At 41.1% G+C, this 22,227-nt stretch carries 22 protein-coding genes; 20 read left to right on the top strand and 2 right to left on the bottom strand.

Annotated elements, in window-relative coordinates:
* Positions 1 to 9 precede the first annotated feature (9 nt).
* The 13 genes from NPA43_RS08960 to NPA43_RS08900 all read left to right on the top strand — a co-directional run bounded on the left by NPA43_RS08960 (position 10) and on the right by NPA43_RS08900 (position 15,317).
* A complete protein-coding gene (locus NPA43_RS08960) occupies positions 10 to 276 on the top strand; it encodes a PTS sugar transporter subunit IIB (RefSeq protein ID WP_099728392.1) in 267 nt (88 codons plus the stop codon).
* Positions 277 to 301: 25 nt separating this feature from the next.
* Positions 302 to 1,564: a PTS ascorbate transporter subunit IIC gene (locus NPA43_RS08955; protein WP_230030234.1), complete on the top strand. Its 1,263-nt coding sequence runs from the start codon at positions 302 to 304 to the stop codon at positions 1,562 to 1,564.
* An 18-nt stretch (positions 1,565 to 1,582) separates the two neighbouring features.
* Positions 1,583 to 2,275, top strand: a complete 693-nt coding sequence (gene alsE / locus NPA43_RS08950; RefSeq protein WP_099728390.1) for a D-allulose 6-phosphate 3-epimerase — start codon at positions 1,583 to 1,585, stop codon at positions 2,273 to 2,275.
* Positions 2,276 to 2,461: 186 nt separating this feature from the next.
* Positions 2,462 to 3,502 (top strand): LacI family DNA-binding transcriptional regulator, encoded by a 1,041-nt coding sequence (locus NPA43_RS08945; protein WP_230030233.1) that lies wholly within the window; start codon positions 2,462 to 2,464, stop codon positions 3,500 to 3,502.
* Positions 3,503 to 3,719: 217 nt separating this feature from the next.
* Positions 3,720 to 4,976 (top strand): ABC transporter substrate-binding protein, encoded by a 1,257-nt coding sequence (locus tag NPA43_RS08940; protein ID WP_230030232.1) that lies wholly within the window; start codon positions 3,720 to 3,722, stop codon positions 4,974 to 4,976.
* 30 nt (positions 4,977 to 5,006) lie between these two features.
* Positions 5,007 to 5,939 (top strand): carbohydrate ABC transporter permease, encoded by a 933-nt coding sequence (locus NPA43_RS08935; RefSeq protein ID WP_099728387.1) that lies wholly within the window; start codon positions 5,007 to 5,009, stop codon positions 5,937 to 5,939.
* Positions 5,939 to 6,769, top strand: a complete 831-nt coding sequence (locus tag NPA43_RS08930) for a carbohydrate ABC transporter permease (RefSeq protein WP_099728386.1) — start codon at positions 5,939 to 5,941, stop codon at positions 6,767 to 6,769. Before NPA43_RS08935 ends, NPA43_RS08930 begins: the two co-directional genes overlap by 1 nt.
* A gap of 29 nt (positions 6,770 to 6,798) precedes the next feature.
* On the top strand, positions 6,799 to 8,130 hold the full coding sequence (locus NPA43_RS08925; protein WP_249705546.1) for an alpha-glucosidase/alpha-galactosidase: 1,332 nt from the start codon (positions 6,799 to 6,801) through the stop codon (positions 8,128 to 8,130).
* Between the two features lie 369 nt (positions 8,131 to 8,499).
* Positions 8,500 to 9,960 (top strand): CoA-acylating methylmalonate-semialdehyde dehydrogenase, encoded by a 1,461-nt coding sequence (locus NPA43_RS08920; protein ID WP_099728384.1) that lies wholly within the window; start codon positions 8,500 to 8,502, stop codon positions 9,958 to 9,960.
* A gap of 224 nt (positions 9,961 to 10,184) precedes the next feature.
* Positions 10,185 to 11,729: a glycoside hydrolase family 43 protein gene (locus NPA43_RS08915; protein ID WP_371930231.1), complete on the top strand. Its 1,545-nt coding sequence runs from the start codon at positions 10,185 to 10,187 to the stop codon at positions 11,727 to 11,729.
* Positions 11,730 to 11,795: 66 nt separating this feature from the next.
* Positions 11,796 to 13,061 carry a glucuronoarabinoxylan endo-1,4-beta-xylanase XynC gene (locus NPA43_RS08910; protein ID WP_371930238.1) on the top strand — a complete coding sequence of 422 codons (1,266 nt, stop codon included), beginning with the start codon at positions 11,796 to 11,798 and terminating at the stop codon, positions 13,059 to 13,061.
* Between the two features lie 142 nt (positions 13,062 to 13,203).
* Complete coding sequence (locus NPA43_RS08905) at positions 13,204 to 13,911, top strand: response regulator transcription factor (protein ID WP_099728381.1); 708 nt, start codon at positions 13,204 to 13,206, stop codon at positions 13,909 to 13,911.
* Between the two features lie 2 nt (positions 13,912 to 13,913).
* Positions 13,914 to 15,317 carry a sensor histidine kinase gene (locus tag NPA43_RS08900; protein ID WP_256499625.1) on the top strand — a complete coding sequence of 468 codons (1,404 nt, stop codon included), beginning with the start codon at positions 13,914 to 13,916 and terminating at the stop codon, positions 15,315 to 15,317.
* Between the two features lie 52 nt (positions 15,318 to 15,369).
* Here the strand turns inward: NPA43_RS08900 and NPA43_RS08895 are convergent, their stop codons facing one another.
* Positions 15,370 to 15,678 carry a magnetosome magnetite crystal formation protein family gene (locus NPA43_RS08895; RefSeq protein WP_099728379.1) on the bottom strand — a complete coding sequence of 103 codons (309 nt, stop codon included), beginning with the start codon at positions 15,676 to 15,678 and terminating at the stop codon, positions 15,370 to 15,372.
* A gap of 242 nt (positions 15,679 to 15,920) precedes the next feature.
* Between NPA43_RS08895 and NPA43_RS08890 the strand changes: the two genes are divergently transcribed.
* The 3 genes from NPA43_RS08890 (at position 15,921) to NPA43_RS08880 (ending at position 17,715) form a co-directional block, all read left to right on the top strand.
* Complete coding sequence (locus NPA43_RS08890) at positions 15,921 to 16,337, top strand: MerR family transcriptional regulator (protein ID WP_256499624.1); 417 nt, start codon at positions 15,921 to 15,923, stop codon at positions 16,335 to 16,337.
* Positions 16,334 to 17,260 carry an alpha/beta hydrolase fold domain-containing protein gene (locus tag NPA43_RS08885; RefSeq protein ID WP_256499623.1) on the top strand — a complete coding sequence of 309 codons (927 nt, stop codon included), beginning with the start codon at positions 16,334 to 16,336 and terminating at the stop codon, positions 17,258 to 17,260. Before NPA43_RS08890 ends, NPA43_RS08885 begins: the two co-directional genes overlap by 4 nt.
* 212 nt (positions 17,261 to 17,472) lie before the next feature.
* Positions 17,473 to 17,715 carry a DUF2651 family protein gene (locus NPA43_RS08880; RefSeq protein ID WP_230030535.1) on the top strand — a complete coding sequence of 81 codons (243 nt, stop codon included), beginning with the start codon at positions 17,473 to 17,475 and terminating at the stop codon, positions 17,713 to 17,715.
* A gap of 293 nt (positions 17,716 to 18,008) precedes the next feature.
* Here NPA43_RS08880 and NPA43_RS08875 read toward each other — a convergent pair whose 3' ends face one another.
* On the bottom strand, positions 18,009 to 18,164 hold the full coding sequence (locus NPA43_RS08875) for a hypothetical protein (RefSeq protein ID WP_180275549.1): 156 nt from the start codon (positions 18,162 to 18,164) through the stop codon (positions 18,009 to 18,011).
* Positions 18,165 to 18,385: 221 nt separating this feature from the next.
* Here NPA43_RS08875 and NPA43_RS08870 point away from each other — a divergent pair, with 221 nt between their 5' ends.
* The 4 genes from NPA43_RS08870 (at position 18,386) to arsC (ending at position 22,213) form a co-directional block, all read left to right on the top strand.
* A complete protein-coding gene (locus NPA43_RS08870; protein ID WP_256499622.1) occupies positions 18,386 to 20,026 on the top strand; it encodes an FAD-dependent oxidoreductase in 1,641 nt (546 codons plus the stop codon).
* 95 nt (positions 20,027 to 20,121) lie between these two features.
* Positions 20,122 to 20,454 (top strand): metal-responsive transcriptional regulator AseR, encoded by a 333-nt coding sequence (locus NPA43_RS08865; RefSeq protein WP_099728397.1) that lies wholly within the window; start codon positions 20,122 to 20,124, stop codon positions 20,452 to 20,454.
* Between the two features lie 16 nt (positions 20,455 to 20,470).
* Positions 20,471 to 21,769, top strand: coding sequence for an arsenic transporter (locus NPA43_RS08860; protein ID WP_256499621.1), 1,299 nt, complete (start codon positions 20,471 to 20,473; stop codon positions 21,767 to 21,769).
* 24 nt (positions 21,770 to 21,793) lie between these two features.
* Positions 21,794 to 22,213, top strand: a complete 420-nt coding sequence (gene arsC / locus NPA43_RS08855) for an arsenate reductase (thioredoxin) (protein ID WP_099728373.1) — start codon at positions 21,794 to 21,796, stop codon at positions 22,211 to 22,213.
* Positions 22,214 to 22,227: the final 14 nt, after the last annotated feature.

Here is a 22,227-nt window from a genome sequence, read left to right as displayed (position 1 = left end):
AAAAAGAGAATGAAAAAAATTCTTGTTGTGTGCGGAAACGGATTAGGAAGCAGCTTTATTGTAGAAATGAATGTCAAAAAAGCTTTAGAAGAGTTAGGCCTTTTAGCTAAAGTGGATCATACCGATCTCAGTACAAGTAAAAATGAAAAAGCCGATCTGTATATCGGAGCAAAAGACATTATTGATCAACTGGATGACGGTACAAGAAAGGTTGCTGGATTAAATAACTTGTTAGACCAGGAATCCATTAAAGACGTTCTTCGCAAACACATATAAGTCAGGAAAAAGGGGGATTCACATCATGATAGAACTGATCATGAACGATATATTGGGCACGCCTGCAATTCTCATCGGTTTGTTTGCACTAGCCGGTTTACTTTTGCAGAAAAAATCAGCCGCAGATACCGTGTCAGGCACCTTGAAAACAACCATGGGATTCTTAATATTAGGAGCCGGCGCCACAGTCGTGTCTGATTCACTTGGTGTTTTTCGAAAAATGTTTGAAGCAGCCTTTCACATTCAAGGAGTTGTTCCAAATACAGATGCCATGGCGGCCATTGCCCAAAAGGAATTCGGTACACAGACAGCGCTCATTATGATTTTTGGCATGCTGGTCAATCTGTTACTGGCAAAATTCACACCCTTTAAATACGTCTTTTTAACAGGTCACCATACCTTATATATGGCTGCGATGCTCGCAGTCGTTCTCTCAACAGCCGGAATGCACGGAGCGCTCCTTGTCACCACCGGTTCGATCATATTAGGTACAGCTATGGTGATTGCACCCGCTATCCTTCAGCCCTATACAAGGAAAGTCACCGGAAACGATGATCTCGCGCTCGGCCACTTCAGTACCTTCGGTTATTTTACAGCGGGAATGATCGGCAAATGGGTAGGCCGTCCAGAGAAATCTACAGAGACCATTCAAGTGCCTAAATCACTCGGCTTTCTAAGAGATACATCTGTTGCAATTTCGATCACAATGGCTTTGCTGTTCTTTGCGATCGCACCGTTTGCAGGGATTTCCTTTATAGAACAGATCAGCGGAGGCACGAATTTCGCCGTCTTTATTCTCATCCAGGCCATTACCTTTGCAGCTGGTGTATATATTATTTTAGCAGGGGTTCGGATGGCAATTGGTGAAATCGTGCCTGCTTTTAAAGGGATTGCCGATCGCTTTGTGAAAGGAGCAAAGCCGGCCCTTGATGCGCCAACCGTTTTTCCATTTGCTCCAAATGCGGTCATCATCGGTTTTTTATGCAGCTTTGCAGGAGGAATTTTGTCCATTTTCCTTTTGCCTTTGTTTGGTTTAACTGTGATTGTCCCTGGTCTTGTCCCGCACTTTTTTTGCGGTGCTACAGCAGGAGTGTATGGCAATGCAACAGGAGGGGTGAGAGGTGCTGTCGCAGGGGCATTTGTGAATGGATTACTTCTTTCATTCTTACCTGCTTGTTTACTCCCTGTGTTAGGAACTCTTGGCTTTGAAGGGACAACTTTTGGAGATACAGACTTCGGTATCATCGGAATCTTGATTGGAATGATCAAGTTTTTATTTCATCTTTAAAAAAGGAGGAGGCTGAGAATGACAGCCATTTTTTCACCTTCACTGATGTGCATGGATTTAACACACTTCCGTGAACAAATTCATCTTCTTAACACGAGAGCAAATCGGTATCATGTCGACATCATGGATGGTCATTACGTGAAGAATATCACCTTATCACCCTTTTTCATTGAACAGCTTCGGAAACTGACAGATGTACCGATTGATGTTCATCTTATGGCCGAACACCCCCAGGAATTTTTAATCGATGCATGTATTGATGCAGGCGCAACCATGATTTGTTTACACCCAGAAGTCGTGCAAAAAGACGTCTTTCGAATCATCCGGCATATCCACCAAAGAGAGTGTGAGGTCGGCTTTGTCTTAAATCCTGCCACACCAGTTGCGGCGTTAGATGCTTTTATTCATTTAATAGACCGAGTGACGATCATGACGATCGATCCAGGCTTTGCCGGACAGCCTTTTATTCAAGAAATGCTTCAGAAAATCAAAGAGGTGAAGGATGTAAAAGAGAAGGGAGGATACTCGTTTTCAATCGAAGTAGACGGCTCTTGTAATGAAAACACCTTCCGCCTCCTTGCTGAGGCTGGAAATGAGATCTACATCATCGGCACCTCAGGCTTATTTGGCCTTCATGAACAACTCGACACCGCCTGGGAAACAATGAAGCAATTATTTGCAAAAGAAACAGCCACAATTGAATCGCCTTAGTAAAAGAGAGGATGAAACCCATCCTCTTTTTTACGTAAATTTACTAAAAGCACTGCACGTTCACCAACACATACTCAAAAACATGACTAAAAGCGCAAATTTATAATTGAAAGCGCTTTATTTATGTGTTATTCTTCAAATATCTTTAGTAAACATTTAGTCAAATAAGCCGTGAGGAGTTTGCCTATGACCACACTCAAAGATATTGCTCATGATGCAAAAGTGTCCGTTTCTACTGTATCCCGTGTGTTAAATGGCGACCAAACGCTAGCCGTTTCACACGCAACAAGACAAAACATCCTCGACATAGCCAAAAAATTAAACTATACCCCAGTGAGAGCAAGAAAAGCCGATCAACCAGAAGGAAAAAGCCCATCTGTATCCCCAGTCATCGGTGTCGTTGTCGCACAATCCATTGATGAAGAATTAAATGATCCCTTTTTTTCATCCATTCGAAAAGGAATCGAAAAAGAATATGCCAAACAAGACCTGTCCACCCTCCATACATTTCGCCTGAGAAGCATGGACAAAGGTGCGATGCTAAAGGATATAGACGGTTTGATCGTCATTGGACGAATCAGCCCCGATACTGTTGAAAAAATGACAAATCGCATGGAGCACATTGTTTTTATCAATCATTATGCAGATGAAGATTTGTATGATTGCGTACATGTGGACTTTGTAAGAGCGGCTGATCGCGGGATTCGTCACCTGCAATCTCTCGGCTACACACACCTAGGCTATATCGGCGGGAAAGAACGGGAACATTATTTCGAAGGGAACGCTGTCATTGAGGACGAAAGACAAACGACTTTTATGAAAAGAATGCAAGAGGCAGGAGGTCTTCATATGGATGACATCCACATTGGTGAATACTCCATGCAAGAAGGTTATACGCTTATGCAGCAAGCCATCCAAAAAGGAAATCTCCCAGAAGCCTTTTTTATCGGAAGTGACTCCATGGCGATCGGTGCTATGCGCGCTCTACATGAAGCGGGTCTCCGTGTGCCTCTAGATGTATCCATTGTTGGGTTTAATGACATTGAAGCCGCTTCATTTTCAAGCCCCACGCTCACGACCGTCAAAGTGTATACAGAAGAAATGGGGGAAGTTGGTCTAAAGCTTTTGCTTGAACGGATACGAGGAAGAAAGCTGCCTCTAAAAGTCGTCGTACCAACTAAGCTCATTAAACGGGGCAGCACATGCCCCATCCATGAAAGGGGGTGAACCAAGATTTCAGTAAACAAAAAAGAGACAAAAAAGCAGAAAGGAAGCTGCTAAGCATGATGGCCAGATCATGCTGAAAACAAGGCAACTTACCGATATGCTCTCTTATCTCTTTGAAAAGAATAGAATTCCAGTATAATGGACTTCTTTTGTTTCCGCAACTGCCTGAATTCTACCTATTATCGTCTGAATTTTCAGTGATCAAAAGGAGGAAACCATGAATAAAAAAATCATGATGATGTGTGCAGCCTTTTTCTTGACCGTTATTTTGTCTGCTTGCGGCAATAACGGCGCGTCTGAAGCAAACGGAAAGGTCACCCTGACTCTATTTTCCACGATGAGTAACAGCGGGGAAAGAAAAGCGTTTGAAGAAGTGATTCGTGATTTTGAACAAGAACATGAAAGCATTCGGATCGATGCCAATTTCCCTGGCAACAGCTACGAAGATATGATACGCGTCAAAATGGGGGCGAACGATATGCCTGACCTATTTGATACACATGGCTGGGCGAAATTGCGCTATAGCGAGTATGTGGCTGATTTAAAGGAGATGGACTGGGTCAAACAGCTTGATCCTTCACTCGACCAGATATTAAAGGACAAAGATGGCAAAGTGTATGCCTATCCGCTGAATCAAGCCAAGGACGGGCTCAGTTTTAATGCCAATCTTTTAAAAGAATACGGCATTGAAGTACCTAAAACACTAAATGAACTCAAAAGTGCTTTACAAACGGTCAAAGAAAAAAGCAAGGGAGATGTTGTGCCGCTCTGGATACCGGGAGGGGATAATTCAAATATCGCCCAAGTCTTTGATGAACTAGCCACGCCTTTATTAATCACCGATCAAAAACATCAATACGGTAAAGAACTTGAAAACGGATCATTTGATTGGTCTAACTATACACCGCTTGCACAGTTCATGAAGGAGCTGAAGGATCAAGACCTTTTAAACAAAGATGTCCTTACAGCGAAACTATCACAAGCTCCTGAGCTGATGGCGCAAAACAAAATCGCTTTCACTTTTGTCGGGGGATCTCTAGGTCCTGAAGCGACAGAGCTCAATCAATCGATCAAAGTAGGGACGATGCCTGTTCCAGCCATTCAAGAAGGAGATAAGCAAAGCTGGATTGGCGGAGAACGGTTTACTGTCGCTGCATGGAAGGAATCCAAACATCTAAAAGAAGCAAAACAATTCATCGACTTTTTAGCAAAACCAGAAAATGCGAAAAAAATCGCAGAGGGCACATCCTCTGAAACCGCCTTAAAGCAGGTGAAAGCCAAAAACTATTACTCTACGTTTTACGAGCAATACGAACATATCAAGATTGAACCATATTTTGACCGGAAATACTTACCGAGCGGTATGTGGGCTGTCATGGCAACAACTGGTCAAGAATTATTAGCAGGCTCTATCACACCAGAACAATTATCAAAGAAAATGGAAGAGGAATATAAGCGCCTGAAAAAACAATAGCTGTCTTATGCTGAAACAGGAGTGAAGCCAATGAGTGACATCACAAAAGAAAAACAGGCGGCGACATTCACCTCTTTTCCTAAACAGAAGATGAAAAAAAGCCAGAATTCATCACTTTGGTGGATGTACATGCCAGCTGTTCTCGTGGTCAGTACCTTTATCATCTATCCCTTTTTTAACGGGATTCAGCTTTCTTTTACAAATTGGAACGGTTTCTCGCAAAATGATGAGTGGATTGGACTTGATCAATACAAACGTCTGCTTCAAGACCCTACAACATGGCTTGTTGTCAAAAACACGCTTCTTTACGGAATCGGGAGCACAATTTTACAAAATATCATTGGACTTGGATATGCTCTCCTGCTACATCAAAGCTTAAAGATGAGAGCCATCACAAGAACGGTGATCTATTTACCCGTCATGATCAGCCCAATTGCCATGGGCTATATTTGGTATTTTGTGTTTGCCTACCAAGGTGGTGCATTAAACGATGTTGTGACACTTTTTGGATTTGACCAAATGAATGCGCTCGGCAATCCGCAATTAAACACATGGATCATTGTGTTTGTCAATACGTATCAATTCGTCGGTATTGCAATGATCATTTATTTAGCAGGACTTCAAAGTATTCCAAAGGATTACTATGAAGCGGCACAATTAGATGGCGCGTCAAGCCTCCAGCAATTCAGGCAGATCACATTGCCGCTTTTAATGCCGTCCATCACCATTAATGTTGTGCTCAATGTCATTGGCGGACTCAAGCTGTTCGATGTCATTGTAGCACTCACTGGCGGCGGACCTGGAGATTCCTCACAATCGATGTCGACCTTTATGTATGATCTATATTTCAAACGTCAGGATGCAGGCTATGCAGCGACGCAAGGTGTTTTCATGGCAGTCATCATCCTTGTCATTAGTGTTACAGCACTGATCTATTTCAGACGAAAGGAGACCGAGGTGTGATGGATAACGCCTATAAACGCAAGAAAAGATGGTACTCCTTACTGGCGCTATTGATTACATTGCTTCATTTGATTCCATTTTATATTTTGGTAACGACATCACTAAAGGGCATAGGAGATTTCAGCTCAAAATGGCTGTTTCCATCAACACTCCATTTTGAAAACTTTCGCATTGCATGGACAGAGGCACAGCTTGGCCAGTCCTTTTTGAATACAGTGATCATTACGTTCAGCTCGGCGGTATTACTCATCATTCTTGGATCTCTTGCAGCCTATCCGCTCGCAAGAAGGGTGACAAAGCTCAATAAAGCGGTGTATCTTTTATTCATTGCGATTATGGTCATTCCGCCGCTCACAGCCCTCGTTCCACTATATAAAATGGTCGTTCAAATCGGGATGATGAACACCTATCAGATCGCTATTTTAAACAATGTAGCCGCTTTTTTGCCGCTGACGATTTTTTTATACGCAGGTTTTATCCGCTCGACCATTCCGAAGGAGCTTGAAGAAGCAGCTCGTATTGATGGAGCGGGGACACTCAGAGTTTTTTTCACCATCGTTTTTCCGCTGCTGAAGCCAATTACCGCTTCTGTTTTAATCATTGCCTGTGTGTATATTTGGAACGACTATCAATTTGCCATCTTCTTTTTGCAAGATAAAGAGATGCATACACTCACTGTCGCCTTATCCAATTTTTTTGGTCAAAATCAGCATCAGCTCCAGCTTGTTGGCGCCGCCGCTCTCATAGCGATGCTGCCAATGGTCACGATGTTTTTACTTTTGCAAAAATATTTTATTGCAGGGCTTTCCCAAGGCTCTGTCAAAGGGTAATCCAACATTTGTAAAAAGGAGAGTCGTCTATGTCTAAAATTACATTTATCGGTGCAGGGAGTACCGTCTTTGCTAAAAATATATTAGGAGATTGTCTGTTCGTCCCCGCACTTGCCGGCTTTGAATTCGCATTATATGATATCGACCACAACCGGCTGAAAGAATCAGAAACGATGCTGCGGCACTTAAAAGAAAACTACGCTGCAAATGTGACGATTCAGTCCTATCACAATCGTAAAGAAGCCTTAAAGAATGCGAAATATGTCATCAATGCCATCCAGGTTGGAGGCTATCAGCCTAGTACTGTCATTGATTTTGAGATTCCTAAAAAATATGGGTTAAGACAAACGATTGCTGATACGGTTGGCATCGGCGGCATCTTCCGTTCACTTCGAACCATTCCTGTGATGCTAGACTTTGCAAAGGATATGGAGGAGGTTTGCCCAAATGCCTTATTGTTAAATTACACAAATCCAATGGCCACACTGACAGGCGCCATGCTCCGTTATACACCGATCCAAACGGTTGGTCTTTGCCATAGTGTGCAGGTGTGTACAAAGGATCTGTTTGACTCACTTGAAATGGACCATGAAGGCATTGAAGAAAAAATTGCCGGCATTAATCACATGGCATGGTTATTAGAGGTGAAACGGGACGGAAAAGACTTGTATCCAGAAATCAAAAGAAGAGCAAAAGAAAAGCAGCAATCGCGGCATCATGATATGGTTCGTTTTGAGCTAATGGATAAATTCGGCTACTATGTCACAGAATCCTCAGAGCATAATGCCGAATACCATCCTTATTTCATTAAATCACGCTATCCAGAACTGATCGGTCAGTTTAACATTCCGCTCGATGAATATCCGAGGCGCTGCGAGGAACAAATCAACAATTGGAATACAATGAAGCATGATCTTGTGGGGAATACACAAATCACGCATACTCGCTCTAAAGAATATGGTTCACGTATTATTGAAGCCATCGAAACCAACGCTCCCTTTAAATTTGGTGGGAATGTACTGAACACAGGAGGCCTCATTCACAACCTACCTGAAAAAGCCTGTGTAGAAGTGCCGTGTGTTGCAGATCGAAGCGGCATCATGCCATGTTATGTCGGAGAGATACCTGAACAATTGGCTGGACTCAACCGAACCAACATCAGCTCACAGCTCATAACGATTGAAGCTGCGATCAGCGGCAAAAAAGAGCACATTTATCAAGCGGCTTTACTAGACCCACATACAAGTGCTGAACTTTCGATTGATGACACCATCAAATTATGTGATGAATTAATTGAAGCTCATGGAGAGATGCTGCCAAATTATACAGAAGCGAATCAATATACCGTATCAACGAAATAACTGAAATGAACCAGCCTTTACCTGATGCACAGCGCATCAGGTTTTTCTTATGTAGCAAAAAGATCATTGACTGAAAGCGTTTTTAATATTATGATTTTTTAAAGTTAACCAACAGTTAACCAATAATATATCACTAATTGATGATATTGTGGTGTCATATCACATAAACAAGTGGGGAGGGATCTGCGGCAATCAAGGGCTGACAGCACTTGACATTACAGCTTAGAGAAAGCTGTTTATCACAACGTCAACCAAAACAGCGGTTTGATTTGACAAAGAGTGTATACAGATGAACTCCCGTTAGATGAGACAATGACGATAAATAAACATCCTAAAAGCATGACATTCTTAACAAAGAGGAGAGAGAACATGACCAAAACAGATGTACAAACGTTGAAAAATTATATTGGCGGACAATGGATTGAGGCAGAAACAAGCCAAACGGAGGCTGTTTATAACCCGGCTACTGGCGAAGTCATCGCAGAAGTTCCACTTTCAACGAAAACAGATGTAGAACGTGCGGTACAAGCAGCACAAAAAGCATTTACCACTTGGTCTAAAACAGCTGTCCCTAGACGTGCACGTATTTTATTTAAATACCAACAGTTACTCGTTGAGAAATGGGATGAGCTAGCAGAGCTGGTCACGATTGAAAACGGAAAAAGTTTAACAGAAGCAAAAGGAGAAGTGCAGCGCGGGATTGAATGTGTGGAATTTGCTGCTGGTGCACCGACCTTAATGATGGGAAAACAATTGCCAGATATCGCGACAGGGCTGGAATCTGGCATGTACCGATACCCAATTGGCGTCATCGGTGGTATTACACCATTTAACTTTCCGATGATGGTCCCATGCTGGATGTTCCCGCTTGCCATTGCTTGCGGCAATACATTTGTCTTAAAACCTTCAGAGCGAACTCCCATTCTCGCTGCACGGTTAGCAGAACTATTTGAAGAAGCGGGACTGCCAAAAGGTGTTCTCAACATTGTAAATGGTGCTCACGATGTCGTAAACGGCCTGCTTGAACATCAAAAGGTCAAAGCCATTTCATTTGTCGGCTCTCAGCCAGTCGCAGAATACGTCTATAAAAAAGGAACAGAGCATGGCAAACGTGTACAAGCACTTGCCGGCGCAAAGAATCACTCCATTGTGTTGAAAGACGCCGATTTAGATGCGGCAACAAAACAAATCATTGGGGCTGCTTTTGGATCAGCAGGAGAGCGGTGCATGGCCGCAGCCGTTGTCGCAGTTGAAGAAGAAGTGGCGGACGATTTGATTCAAAAATTAGTCGATGAATCCAATCAGCTCGTGATTGGAAACGGAATCGATGAAGATGTCTTTCTTGGTCCAGTCATTCGAAAGGAGCACAAGGAGCGGACGCTTCAATACATCCAATCAGGGATTGAAGAAGGGGCCAGCCTCATTCGTGATGGCCGGCAAGACAATGAAACAAATGGAAAAGGTTATTTTGTTGGACCATCGATCTTTGATCATGTCACACATGAAATGAAAATTTGGCAGGACGAGATTTTCGCCCCAGTCTTATCAATTGTTCGTGTTTCATCACTAACAGAAGCGATAGACCTGTCCAATCAATCAAAATTTGCTAACGGTGCCTGCCTCTACACAGACAGTGCATCAAGCATAAGAGAATTCCGCGAAAATATAGAAGCAGGTATGCTGGGCGTTAACATCGGTGTTCCCGCACCAATGGCATTCTTCCCGTTTTCCGGCTGGAAAGATTCTTTCTACGGCGACTTGCATGCCAATGGAACAGATGGAGTGGAGTTTTACACAAGAAAGAAAATGGTAACCGCTCGTTATATGTAGTCTACATTCATTGAATAAAGAGGAAAAAATGCAGCTCCAGAATGGATGACTGCATTTTTTTGTTGCCTTCTAGTCAAAAGGTAAGGGTTTTCATCATGATGTTTGCAGTGATTTGCACTAGAAATCATCCTTTGTATTCATTCTTCATCACCACATATCAACATATTTTGAAATTGGGCGTAAACCCCAATATGAGGAAGATGAAAACAGGAGGAAATGAAACGATGAGGACGAGGATGAAGTGCGGTGTAGTTTTTTTGATTCTTGCTTTGGTGCTGAGCTGTATACCGGTATATGATGCGAGTGCAGCAAGTACCCCCATTGCAAAACGAGTAGGAAATGCAAATCCGCTTATAGACCATCACTTGGGGGCGGATCCGTTTGCGCTCACCTATAACGGAAGAGTGTACATTTATATGTCGAGTGATGACTATGAATATCACAGCAACGGAACGATTAAGGACAATTCTTTTGCAAATTTGAATAGGGTCTTTGTCATCTCTTCGGCGGATATGGTGAACTGGACAGATCACGGAGCGATTCCAGTAGCTGGCGCAAATGGGGCCAACGGCGGGAGAGGGATTGCCAAATGGGCAGGTGCTTCCTGGGCGCCATCAGCAGCGGTGAAAAAGATCAATGGAAAGGATAAGTTTTTCCTTTATTTCGCAAACAGTGGCGGAGGGATCGGAGTCCTTACAGCAGACAGTCCAATCGGTCCATGGACAGATCCAATCGGAAAAGCGCTCGTCACGCCAAGTACGCCAGGCATGTCCGGTGTTGTATGGCTTTTTGATCCCGCTGTATTTGTAGATGATGATGGTACAGGTTATCTATATGCCGGCGGAGGCGTTCCAGGCGGGTCAAATCCAACGCAGGGACAATGGGCCAATCCTAAAACAGCAAGAGTTCTGAAACTAGGGCCAGATATGACAAGTGTTGCCAGCAGTGCATCAACTATTGATGCCCCTTTTATGTTTGAAGACTCGGGGATGCATAAGTATAACGGAACCTATTACTATTCGTATTGCATCAATTTTGGCGGCTCCCACCCAGCAGATAAACCACCTGGTGAGATTGGCTATATGACGAGCTCAAGTCCTATGGGCCCCTTTACGTATAAAGGACACTTCCTGAAAAATCCGGGTGCGTTTTTCGGCGGCGGCGGTAACAACCATCATGCTGTGTTCAATTTTAAAAACGAGTGGTATGTCGTGTATCATACGCAAACTGTCAGCTCAGCATTATATGGAGCCGGCAAAGGCTACCGTTCTCCCCATATTAATAAGCTTGTGCATAATGCAGACGGTTCCCTTCGAGAAGTAGCAGCCAATTATGAAGGGGTGAAACAGTTATCCAATCTGAATCCATATCAACGGGTTGAAGCTGAAACATTCGCTTGGAATGGACGTATTTTGACAGAAGCTTCCTCAGCACCCGGAGGACCGGTCAATAACCAACATGTCACAAACATTCAAAACGGAGATTGGGTGGCTGTCAGTCACGTAGATTTCGGATCAAGCGGTGCTAGAACCTTTAAAGCCAATGTCGCATCCACTACAGGTGGAAAAATAGAAGTGCGCCTTGGCAGTGCAAACGGCAAGCTTGTTGGAACACTAAATGTTCCTTCCACAGGCGGAACGCAAAACTGGCGAGAAATAGAAACTGCGGTAAACGGAGCAACAGGCGTGCACAACGTATTTTTTGTCTTTACCGGAACAAGCTCTGGAAACCAATTTCAATTTGATTCCTGGCAGTTTACTCAAAGATAGCAAAAGAAAGACAAAAACAGATGCTGCTATTTCTATAAATGCTTGATGGAGGAGTGGGGAAACTTGATGTCAATTGTAAAAAAACCAATTTGTACTTTATTGGTCTGCTTTACGATGCTTTCAGTCATGTTCATTGGACCAGGAGTGGCTGAGGTTTCAGCAGCAAGTGATGCAAATATTAATATCAATGCGGAAAGACAAGTGATTCGCGGCTTTGGCGGAATGAACCACCCGGCTTGGATTGGTGATTTGACAGCGCCTCAAAGGGAGACCGCCTTTGGCAATGGACAGAATCAATTAGGTTTTTCTATTCTTAGAATTTATGTAGACGAGAACAGAAATAATTGGCACAGAGAAGTCACCACAGCCAAAAGGGCGATAGAGCATGGAGCTTTGGTGATTGCTTCGCCTTGGAATCCTCCAAGCAATATGGTCGAGACCTTTAACCGTAATGGTACGTCTGCAAAACGGCTTAGATACAATCAATACGCAGCATATGCTCAGCATCTCAATGACTTTGTAACGTACATGAAGAATAATGGAGTAAATCTTTATGCCATTTCTGTGCAAAACGAGCCCGATTATGCACACGAATGGACATGGTGGACCCCGCAGGAAATCCTGCGTTTCATGAGAGAAAATGCCGGCTCCATTAATGCCCGCGTCATTGCGCCAGAATCCTTTCAATACCTCAAAAATATATCAGATCCCATTTTAAACGATCCGCAGGCGCTTAGAAATATGGACATTCTCGGTGCACATCTTTACGGAACCCAAATCAGCCAGCTTCCATATCCTCTTTTCAAACAAAAAGGAGGAGGAAAGGAGCTATGGATGACAGAAGTATACTACCCGAATAGTGACAACAATTCAGCGGATCGCTGGCCTGAGGCATTAGGCGTTTCAGAGCATATTCACCATTCAATGGTAGAAGGAGATTTCCAGGCGTATGTTTGGTGGTACATCCGCAGATCATATGGTCCTATGAAGGAAGATGGAATGATCAGCAAACGCGGATACAACATGGCGCATTTCTCCAAATTCGTGCGTCCTGGCTATGTAAGGATTGATGCAACGAAAAATCCTGAACCGAATGTTTTCGTATCAGCCTATAAAGGTGACAATAAAGTCGTCATTGTGGCGATTAATAAAAACAACGCAGGAGTCAATCAACACTTTGTGCTGCAAAATGGATCTGCTTCGCAAGCGTCAAGATGGATTACGAGTAGTAACAGCAACCTTCAGCCTGGAACAGATTTAAATATATCAGGCAATCAATTTTGGGCCCATCTCCCGGCTCAAAGTGTGACAACATTTGTTGTGAAACGCTAAAGTCATCCGAATTGCAAAAAGCCAATTTTCTCACTCAAAAAAGAAAATTGGCTTTTTTCTGTGGTCAAACGGTGTTGATTTTTTCACTATGAATAAACATTGGGTATAATAATGACAATGACTTCATAGGAGTGATCAATGTATGTTACAGCTTCACAGCAAGGTATTAATTATAGATGACGAAAAAGAAATATTAGAACTGATCAACACCGTATTAACAAGAGAAGGTATTGATCGCGTGATCACTGCTTCGACTGCCCGTGATGGATTGGCAAAATTTCAGCAAGAACATCCCGATTTGGTCATACTAGATATCATGCTGCCAGACGGTGAAGGCTATGATATTTGCAAACAAATAAGAGAAATCTCCCATGTTCCGATTATCTTTTTGTCGGCAAAGGGTGAGGAAACAGACAAAATTGTAGGACTTGCGATCGGCGGGGATGACTACATTACGAAACCCTTCAGCCCTAAGGAAGTCGCCTATCGGGTCAAAGCGCAGCTGAGAAGATCATCTTACTTACAGCCTTCTCAAACCGATACTGTGATCAAAAAAGGACCCTTTGAATTAAACGAGCAGCAAGCAGAGCTCACCAAAAATGGAGCGGCAATTGAGCTAACACCGAAAGAGCTTATGCTCATGACCTATTTCTTACAGCACCCAAATCGCGTTATCAGTAAAGAAACACTTTATCAAACCGTATGGGGAGAAGACTTCTTCGGTTCTGACAATACGGTGATGGTTCATATACGTAGACTTCGGGAGAAAATAGAAGCCTCCCCGTCAACACCGGAGTTTCTCGTCACTGTTAAAGGGCTGGGCTATAAATTTGTTGTAAAGGATGCGTAAGGATGAATTGGCGATTAACAGGCAGATATATGGTCTCTGTCATTATCGTGACCATTATCACTGTCTTTATCAACTTATTTGGATTCATGATATGGCTTGTACTGCAAGCAAGCAGCCAGCATAGCGAAGAAAATACGCCCGAAACCTTCACAAGATCATTTGAGCAATATATCACCTTTTCCGATCAAGGAATCACCGTAAAAAAAGAAGGGCAGCAGGCTTTAAAACAGCAAAATGCGTGGGTTCAAATATTGGACGAAAATGGACAAGATGTGTATCATATCCGAGCACCTAAAGGATTAAAGGACAAATATACACCTTTAGAAATCGTGAACTTACATAAATATAAGGATAAGCAATTATTATCGACCATTTATGCCGGTGGAAAGAAAGTAAAGGGTAAGGAATACAGCTACTTTATCGGATTTAAGAATCCTTCACTCGGAAAATATCTATTCTCGTTCGACACGAAGGATTTAGTGACGAGATTCAATATCGGGACGATCATTTTATTATCAATAGATGCCATCATTGCGCTAATCATTGGCTATCTATTCAGCCGGCAGCTCACAAAACCGCTCGGCCGTGTCATTCATGGAATCCAGCGGTTAGCAAACGGCGATTACACGACAAACCTGCCAACTAAGGGGATGTATAAAGATGTCTACTATAATGTCAATCACTTATCAGAACAACTAGCTTCAAGCAAAAAAGAAAAAGACAAATTAGAGCAAATGCGGGAAGAATGGATCAGTCATATTTCTCATGACATTAAAACACCATTAGCTTCTATTCAAGGCTATGCTGAAATCATCAAAGATCCAAACTATCCTCTTTCAGGTCATGAAATCAGACATTACGCCCGCATCATTGAAAATAAATCACTGTATATCAAAGATGTCATGGAGGATCTAAATTTAACGTCAAGGCTGAAAAATAACGACGTGATGCTGAATAAAGAGCTAGTGAACATTGTATCCCTGCTTAGGGAAACGTTAATTGATATTTTAAACGATTCTAGGTATGCGGATCAGTTGATTGAGCTTCAAACGAATGTAGAAAAACTGATGCTGAACCTTGATGCGATATTGATTAGAAGAGCGGTCACGAATCTCATTTTAAATGCCCTCGTTCACAATGATCATGATGTGCAGATCGTTGTACAGATCGAACAAAAAGAACAAACCCATGTGACCATTAAAGACAACGGCAAAGGAATAGAAGAAGAGGAGCTAGAAAAGGTGTTTGACCGCTATTACAGAGGAACAAATACAGGAGTAACACATGCAGGCTCTGGTCTTGGGATGGCCATAGCAAAAGATATTATCCAAAAGCACGGCGGGGATATCACCATAAGCAGCACTTTAGGGAAAGGAACAACAATCGACATACAATTACCTTCATAAATGGCCATAAAAAAACGGTTCTGACCAATAACAGAACCGTTTTTTCCACTTATTATTCTGAAAACACTTTGATTCCTTTGACAATGTTCCAGATGAAGAAATAGATCGCCACAAGGAATGTCACAGCATACGTCGCAAGCACGAAAGGCCCAGCATGTCTGATATCGTTCATGCCAAGTAAACCTGAACCGATGATGCCAATACCAAAAATCAAATAAGGAATCAGATGCGTCCACAACGATTTTTTCGCATGATATTTCACATCTTCCTGACCTAAGAAATAGACAATAATCGGAAACAGAAACGGTGCAAAAAATATACTGAAGTAACATAATGAAGACAAAATTTTATTTTCTCTCAAACCTTTTCACCTCTATGATTTATTTAAGGGAGAATCTTTTGACTCAGCCCTTCACTGAAGTACAAACCTATTGTACAACCTCAACCTTAACCTGTATTAATCCCAACCTTACAGCAACCTTAAAAATGGCTAAAAATCTAATGATTATATTCTTGACCTTGAAGTATAGTTCAACCTTTATAATGGACATAGCAACAGGTGACTAACCTATTCATGAAAAATACGAACATAGGAGAAAGAAGATGGAGCTGATGACAAGAGGAGAACTTTCAAAAAGAACAGGAATAAGCGCTGCTGCCATTCGGTACTATGAAGAAAACGACATTTCACCTGTCCCAATACGCCATTCTAACGGTTATCGATTATATACAGAAGATGTCCTTTTAAAAATTGAATTCATAAAAGGGGCTAAATCGTTAGGTTATTCGTTAAAGGAAATCAAAGGAATCATGGGAATGCTAAGTGATGAGGTGAATCCAGTAACGTTAAGAGAGATCGTCCATCATAAACTTGAAGAGATTGAAGAGAAAATCAAAAGCTTACGTTTCATGCAAGACCTTTTATCTAACCTATTAAAGACTTCTGACAAAGACATACATGAATATCTTGAATTATTTCATGTGACAAAACAGGATGTTAAAGGAGCGGAAAGAAAATGAGTGTAGACATTTATCAAGGCGAACGTTCTAAAGAAAGTATTCAATTTGAAAAATGGTTATTTTCTCAAAGTAATAAAGAGAGTTTTTCTAGTATCGAAAACACCAAAATCTTTCTTGATCAAAAAAAAATCGAAAATACGCAGCCATATGTGATTGGGGATGATGTTCACTTTATTAGTGAGGTAAAGGAGCGAACATTCGAGGGCATGCAAGTCTTTACACTAAATGATCAATCGTCTCCTAAACAAAAAGTGATTTTATATGTACATGGGGGAGCATGGACAAATCAGCCTTTGAATTTGCACTGGTGGTTCATGGACAAAATGGCTCAATCCCTTCATGCGAAGGTGGTGGCACCTCTTTACCCTAAAGTACCCCATTATAACTACAAAGATACGTACCCGAAAATCCTAAACTTTTACAAAGAAATGCTTGAAACGGTTGAAAGCCCTAATCAATTAACGATTATGGGAGATTCAGCTGGCGGAAACATTGCTCTTGGTCTGGCGCACCTCTTAAAGATGGAACAACTCGCGCAACCGAAAGATATCATCTTACTGTCTGCATGTGTTGATATGAGTTTGAGCAATCCACTAATCCCTGAATATGCTGAAAAAGATCCTATGCTGGCTCGTAAAGGAATGGAAGTCATTTCAAGCATATGGGCTGCTGATAAACACCTAACTGACCCATTGATCAGCCCAATTTACGGTGATTTTAAAGGGCTTGGGAAGATCACTCATTTTATTGGCACACATGAAGCTTTATATCCAGATGCGATAAAACTTGATAAAACACTAACCGAACAAGGAATTGCGATCAACACCTACGTTTATCCGGAAATGCTTCATGTGTTTGTTGTCATGCCAATCCCTGAAGCAACAGATGCTCAGGAGAAAATCATTCAGGTTATGAATAGCTAAGGATTGTTTTTGAGTGATGAATTGTCTTTTCCCAATCAAAATAAATGTATATCCAATGTCAATAATTTACCCTTAAATTTCTATTTTTGTTTACAAAATACACATTCACTATTAAGATGATGAATATTAGTTTCTTCAATGAAGTTGAACTGTAACCACTCAAATGACTGTTAAAGGAGAGTGACGTTATTAGTGTTTTCTTTCTTCACCCCATGGCTCTCATCTTATTTACGTTGCCATTATTGTATTTGGCTTGGGGGATTATTGGCTACTTAATCTTTAAGAAAGTTTATGTAGTTCTAATTATCACATTTTTATCCTCAACCATCTTCATATTTGCCTATACTGGGTTCGACATATCAAATATGTATTGGGTAGGGATTGTGACTTTTTTATGCATGTGTACGTCTGTCATAACAAAAATGATACGAGATATGTCAAAACGTTATAAATAAGCATAATCAAGAAGCTTATGTCCTCAAACATAAGCTTTATTTTTGTCTCAAATCGTAGGATGGGTTGCTCTTAATCTATACTCTACCCTTATTCACTTTCCCATATAATGAATGAGGACAAGGATGATATAAGTCGATGGAATATAGAAAAGCAGGCATATTCAAAGAACAGGGATGTAATGGTGATGGAAAAAATACTACTTAATGAAGCAGGTCCCAAAACGAGACCTGCTTTTCACTTATTCATTAATACAACAAGACGTTTTAACAACCGCAGACTTTAAAGCAACTGTTCAGACTCCCGTTTCAGGTAACTTAAGTTCTACACGTTTAGCAGACTCTTTATCACCAGTCATATAAGCAATAACAGAGCGAGCCTGCTCATAACCAGTGGCTAATAAAATGTTGGTGCTCTTCCATTCTTTTAATAAGATGTGCAGCTGCGGCAATACCAACTGGGCCTCCGCCGATAATAACTACTGGTGAGTTCTCTTTCATTTTATGTAGCTCCTTATAAATCAATTTTTTTGATGAATAAATCATAAAATAAATAAAAAAAATCAATGTATTTATAAAAGAATTTACATAAACAATTGATTATATAATTAAATGATTATATAATCTTGGAGAAGTTAAGATTTCGTTCTTACATAAAGGAGGTTATTTAAAATTGAAAATGATCATCATTGGTTCTGTTGCAGCAGGTACCTCAGCTGCAGCTAAAGCACGTAGAAATAATGAAGAGATCGATATTACAGTTTATAATGCTGACTATGACATATCTTACTCTATTTGTGGTATCCCTTACTTTTTAGGGGGTGAAGTAGAGAACTTAAGTTCCTTAACACCAAGAAGTGCCTCATGGTTTAAAGATCGCTATAACGTTGATATTTTCACTCGTCATGAGGTTACTCAGGTCAATCCCGCTCAAAAAAATATAGCTGTTAAGGATCTTGAAACTGGAAAAACAAAAATTGACACCTATGATGTTTTAGTTTTGGCAACTGGCGCTTCTCCGGCTACACCAAATATTTCTGGCGTCAGCAAAGAGCATGTATTCCAAGTAAGAACCATACAAAATACATTTAAAATCGATCAATATATGAAAGAAGAAAATCCTCAAAAAGCAACGATCATCGGCGCAGGATATATCGGTCTTGAAATAGCCGAACAGCTGATTCATAAAGGCCTGGAAGTAACGATGATTCAACGCAGCAATCAAGTGTTGCCGAACTTGGATAAAGATATGGCATTCAGGGTTGAAGAAGAACTGCGAAGACATGGGGTTCAATTATTATTAAATGAAGAAGCAACATTAATAGAAGACAGGTCAGTAACGACAAAGTCCGGTCGGTCGATTCAATCAGATATTGTGATTTTAGCAGCTGGCGTTCGCCCAAATACAACTTTAGCTGAAGATGCAGGCATCACACTAGGTTCAACAGGAGCTATAGCTGTCAATGCCAAAATGCAGACAAATTTTCATGATATATATGCAGTTGGTGATGTGGCCGAGAGTGTTTCAGTCATTACAGGGAAACCTTTATACAGACCGTTGGGATCGACAGCAAATAAAATGGGACGTATTGCAGGCGATGTCATTACCGGTGGCGATTTGGCCCACCGCGGTATTTTAGGCACAGGCATTTTAAGAGTGTTTAATTTAGCTGTTGGCCAAACTGGTCTTACCGAAAAAGAGGCGCAAGAACACGGCTATCATGTTGACATTTTATACAACATTAAACCTGCAAAGGCAGAATATTTAGGTGGAAAAGAATTAGTGATTAAGGCTGTTGCCGATAGAAAATCAGGACGTATTCTAGGTGTACAAATTGTCGGAGAAGAAGGTGTCGATAAGCGCATTGATGTTTTTGCTACGGCCATCACATTTAAAGCCAAGGCTGAAGATTTATTCCATTTGGATTTAGCTTATGCTCCGCCGTTTAGTACAACGAAAGACCCTGTAATGTATACCGGTATGGCCCTTCATAACTCTATTCAAAATAAAAATCGATTAATCACACCAAGGGAATTAATTGAAAGAATGGAAAACGAGGAAGAATTACAAATCATTGATACCAGGGTTGAAAAGCAATTTAAAGTATCACACGTACCTGGCGCTTTAAATATTCCTTTGTCAGAACTTAGAGAAAGTGCTAAGAATCTTCATCCTGATCTCCCAACCATAACCTATTGCAATAGTGGGGTAACAGGAAATGCAGCACAAAATATTTTGATCAATATGGGAATAAAAGAAGTTTACAACCTTTCCGGTGGGAATAAACATTTTCAAAGTTATTTAAAGAATTAGCAAACAAAATTTGTGTATCTATATATCACATGCATTTATATAAAAACACACTTATATACTGTGTTAAAGGGAGGGATTCAAATTTGACTACAGGAATGAAATTAGAGAGCACTAACATGTTGAACTGCTTAAAAATACTCAGTGATCAAACAAGACTGATGATGATGAAGCTGTTTTTAGATAAAGAGTATTGTGTATGTCAATTGGTAGATATGTTTGAAATGAGTCAGCCATCAATCAGCCAGCATTTACGAAAATTGAAAAACGCAGGCTTTGTAAAAGAGGATAGGAGAGGCCAATGGCGATTTTATTCGATCAACAGATCATGTCCTGAATTTGAGGTGATCCAGCATATTTTAGATCACATCGATGAGGAAGATAAACTTTTAAAAAGCATCAAACAACGAGAAACTAAAGCTTCTTGTTAGTAGGAGGGAGATTCAATTGATTTCAGCTGTTTTAGCTTGCGTCATTTTTTTCATCACATTAGTGCTGGTCATATGGCAGCCCAAGAATTTATCTATTGGCTGGTCAGCCTGTGGAGGGGCCGTTTTAGCCTTAATTGCAGGAGTCGTGAATGTTCAGGATGTCATGACCGTTACAGGAATTGTCTGGAATGCTACCCTGGCTTTTGTAGCGATCATCATCATTTCTCTTATCCTTGATAAGATCGGATTTTTTGAGTGGGCAGCTCTTCATATGGCAAAGGCTGCTAATGGTAACGGTATTCGTATGTTTATTTATGTATCAATACTAGGAGCTGTTGTTGCTGCTTTTTTTGCTAATGATGGGGCAGCTTTGATTTTAACACCGATTGTCCTTGCAATGGTGCGGGCTTTAAATTTTGAAGAAAAACTGGTTTTCCCTTTTATTATAGCTAGTGGATTTATTGCTGATACCACATCATTGCCGTTGGTTGTCAGTAACTTGGTAAACATCGTATCAGCAGATTTCTTTAACATCGGTTTTATTGAGTATGCATCTAGAATGATTGTTCCTAACATGTTCTCACTAGCTGCCAGTATCATTGTTCTTTATCTTTTCTTTAGAAAAAGCATTCCTCGACACTATGATATGACAGATGTCAAACCCCCTGCTGAAGCAATAAAGGATCACAAAATGTTTCGAATGTCTTGGATCGTATTAGGAGTACTATTAGTTGGTTATTTTATTAGTGAGATTTTCTCAATACCTGTCTCTATCATAGCGGGTGTCATAGCAATCTTCTTTCTCATGATGGCTCAAAAGAGCTCAGCTGTTCAGACAAAGCAGGTGCTTAATGGTGCTCCGTGGGCAATTGTGTTCTTTTCCATCGGAATGTACGTTGTCGTATATGGATTAAGGAATGCCGGATTAACGGATGTCCTGTCAAATGTCATTCAAGCTGTAGCAGACCAAGGCCTGTTTACCGGGATCATAGGAATGGGATTTATTGCTGCCGTTCTATCCTCGGTCATGAACAATATGCCGACAGTTATGATTGATGCACTAGCAATTGCTGGAACTGATACTCAAGGAATCATGAGAGAAGCTCTGATCTATGCGAATGTGATCGGCTCTGACTTGGGCCCGAAAATAACGCCTATTGGATCACTTGCAACTCTTTTATGGCTGCATGTTCTTTCACAAAAGGGTGTGAAGATTTCTTGGGGAACATATTTTAAAACGGGTATTATATTGACGGTTCCAACCCTTTTTATTACCCTTGCTGGTCTTTATATTTGGCTACTGATTATTCATTAAGTTTGTGTAAAGGAGAAGATCAACATGTCAAAGAAATCAATTTACTTTTTATGCACCGGCAATTCTTGTCGCAGTCAAATGGCTGAGGGATGGGCTAAGAAACAGCTTGGAGATGAGTGGAACGTATATAGTGCTGGGATTGAGGCGCATGGATTAAACCCGAATGCTGTAAAAGCAATGAACGAAATTGGGATTGATATTTCTCATCAAACGTCTGACCTGATTGATCAGAAGATATTACATCAAGCTGACTTAGTTGTGACACTTTGCGGTGATGCAGCTGATAAATGCCCTATGACACCCCCTCATGTCAAACGTGTACATTGGGGCTTTGATGATCCAGCAAAAGCAGAAGGGACAGAAGAAGAGAAGTGGGCATTTTTCCAAAGAGTACGAAATGAAATTGGAGAACGATTGAAACAGTTTGCTGAAACTGGAAAATAACATCTTTCATATGT

Origin of the sequence: Bacillus pumilus (assembly GCF_024498355.1) — a bacterium.
In the GTDB taxonomy this organism is placed as follows: Bacteria; Bacillota; Bacilli; order Bacillales; family Bacillaceae; genus Bacillus; species Bacillus pumilus_P.
Note: the sequence above shows the minus strand (reverse complement) of the source record. Positions and strands in the feature narration are given on the sequence as shown.

Coding starts and splice junctions, on each gene's coding strand:
- NPA43_RS08960 (WP_099728392.1), top strand. CDS start 10: ATGAAAAAAATTCTTGTTGTGTGCGGAAACGGATTAGGAAGCAGCTTT.
- NPA43_RS08955 (WP_230030234.1), top strand. CDS start 302: ATGATAGAACTGATCATGAACGATATATTGGGCACGCCTGCAATTCTC.
- alsE (WP_099728390.1), top strand. CDS start 1,583: ATGACAGCCATTTTTTCACCTTCACTGATGTGCATGGATTTAACACAC.
- NPA43_RS08945 (WP_230030233.1), top strand. CDS start 2,462: ATGACCACACTCAAAGATATTGCTCATGATGCAAAAGTGTCCGTTTCT.
- NPA43_RS08940 (WP_230030232.1), top strand. CDS start 3,720: ATGAATAAAAAAATCATGATGATGTGTGCAGCCTTTTTCTTGACCGTT.
- NPA43_RS08935 (WP_099728387.1), top strand. CDS start 5,007: ATGAGTGACATCACAAAAGAAAAACAGGCGGCGACATTCACCTCTTTT.
- NPA43_RS08930 (WP_099728386.1), top strand. CDS start 5,939: ATGGATAACGCCTATAAACGCAAGAAAAGATGGTACTCCTTACTGGCG.
- NPA43_RS08925 (WP_249705546.1), top strand. CDS start 6,799: ATGTCTAAAATTACATTTATCGGTGCAGGGAGTACCGTCTTTGCTAAA.
- NPA43_RS08920 (WP_099728384.1), top strand. CDS start 8,500: ATGACCAAAACAGATGTACAAACGTTGAAAAATTATATTGGCGGACAA.
- NPA43_RS08915 (WP_371930231.1), top strand. CDS start 10,185: ATGAGGACGAGGATGAAGTGCGGTGTAGTTTTTTTGATTCTTGCTTTG.
- NPA43_RS08910 (WP_371930238.1), top strand. CDS start 11,796: ATGTCAATTGTAAAAAAACCAATTTGTACTTTATTGGTCTGCTTTACG.
- NPA43_RS08905 (WP_099728381.1), top strand. CDS start 13,204: ATGTTACAGCTTCACAGCAAGGTATTAATTATAGATGACGAAAAAGAA.
- NPA43_RS08900 (WP_256499625.1), top strand. CDS start 13,914: ATGAATTGGCGATTAACAGGCAGATATATGGTCTCTGTCATTATCGTG.
- NPA43_RS08890 (WP_256499624.1), top strand. CDS start 15,921: ATGGAGCTGATGACAAGAGGAGAACTTTCAAAAAGAACAGGAATAAGC.
- NPA43_RS08885 (WP_256499623.1), top strand. CDS start 16,334: ATGAGTGTAGACATTTATCAAGGCGAACGTTCTAAAGAAAGTATTCAA.
- NPA43_RS08880 (WP_230030535.1), top strand. CDS start 17,473: ATGGCTCTCATCTTATTTACGTTGCCATTATTGTATTTGGCTTGGGGG.
- NPA43_RS08865 (WP_099728397.1), top strand. CDS start 20,122: ATGAAATTAGAGAGCACTAACATGTTGAACTGCTTAAAAATACTCAGT.
- arsC (WP_099728373.1), top strand. CDS start 21,794: ATGTCAAAGAAATCAATTTACTTTTTATGCACCGGCAATTCTTGTCGC.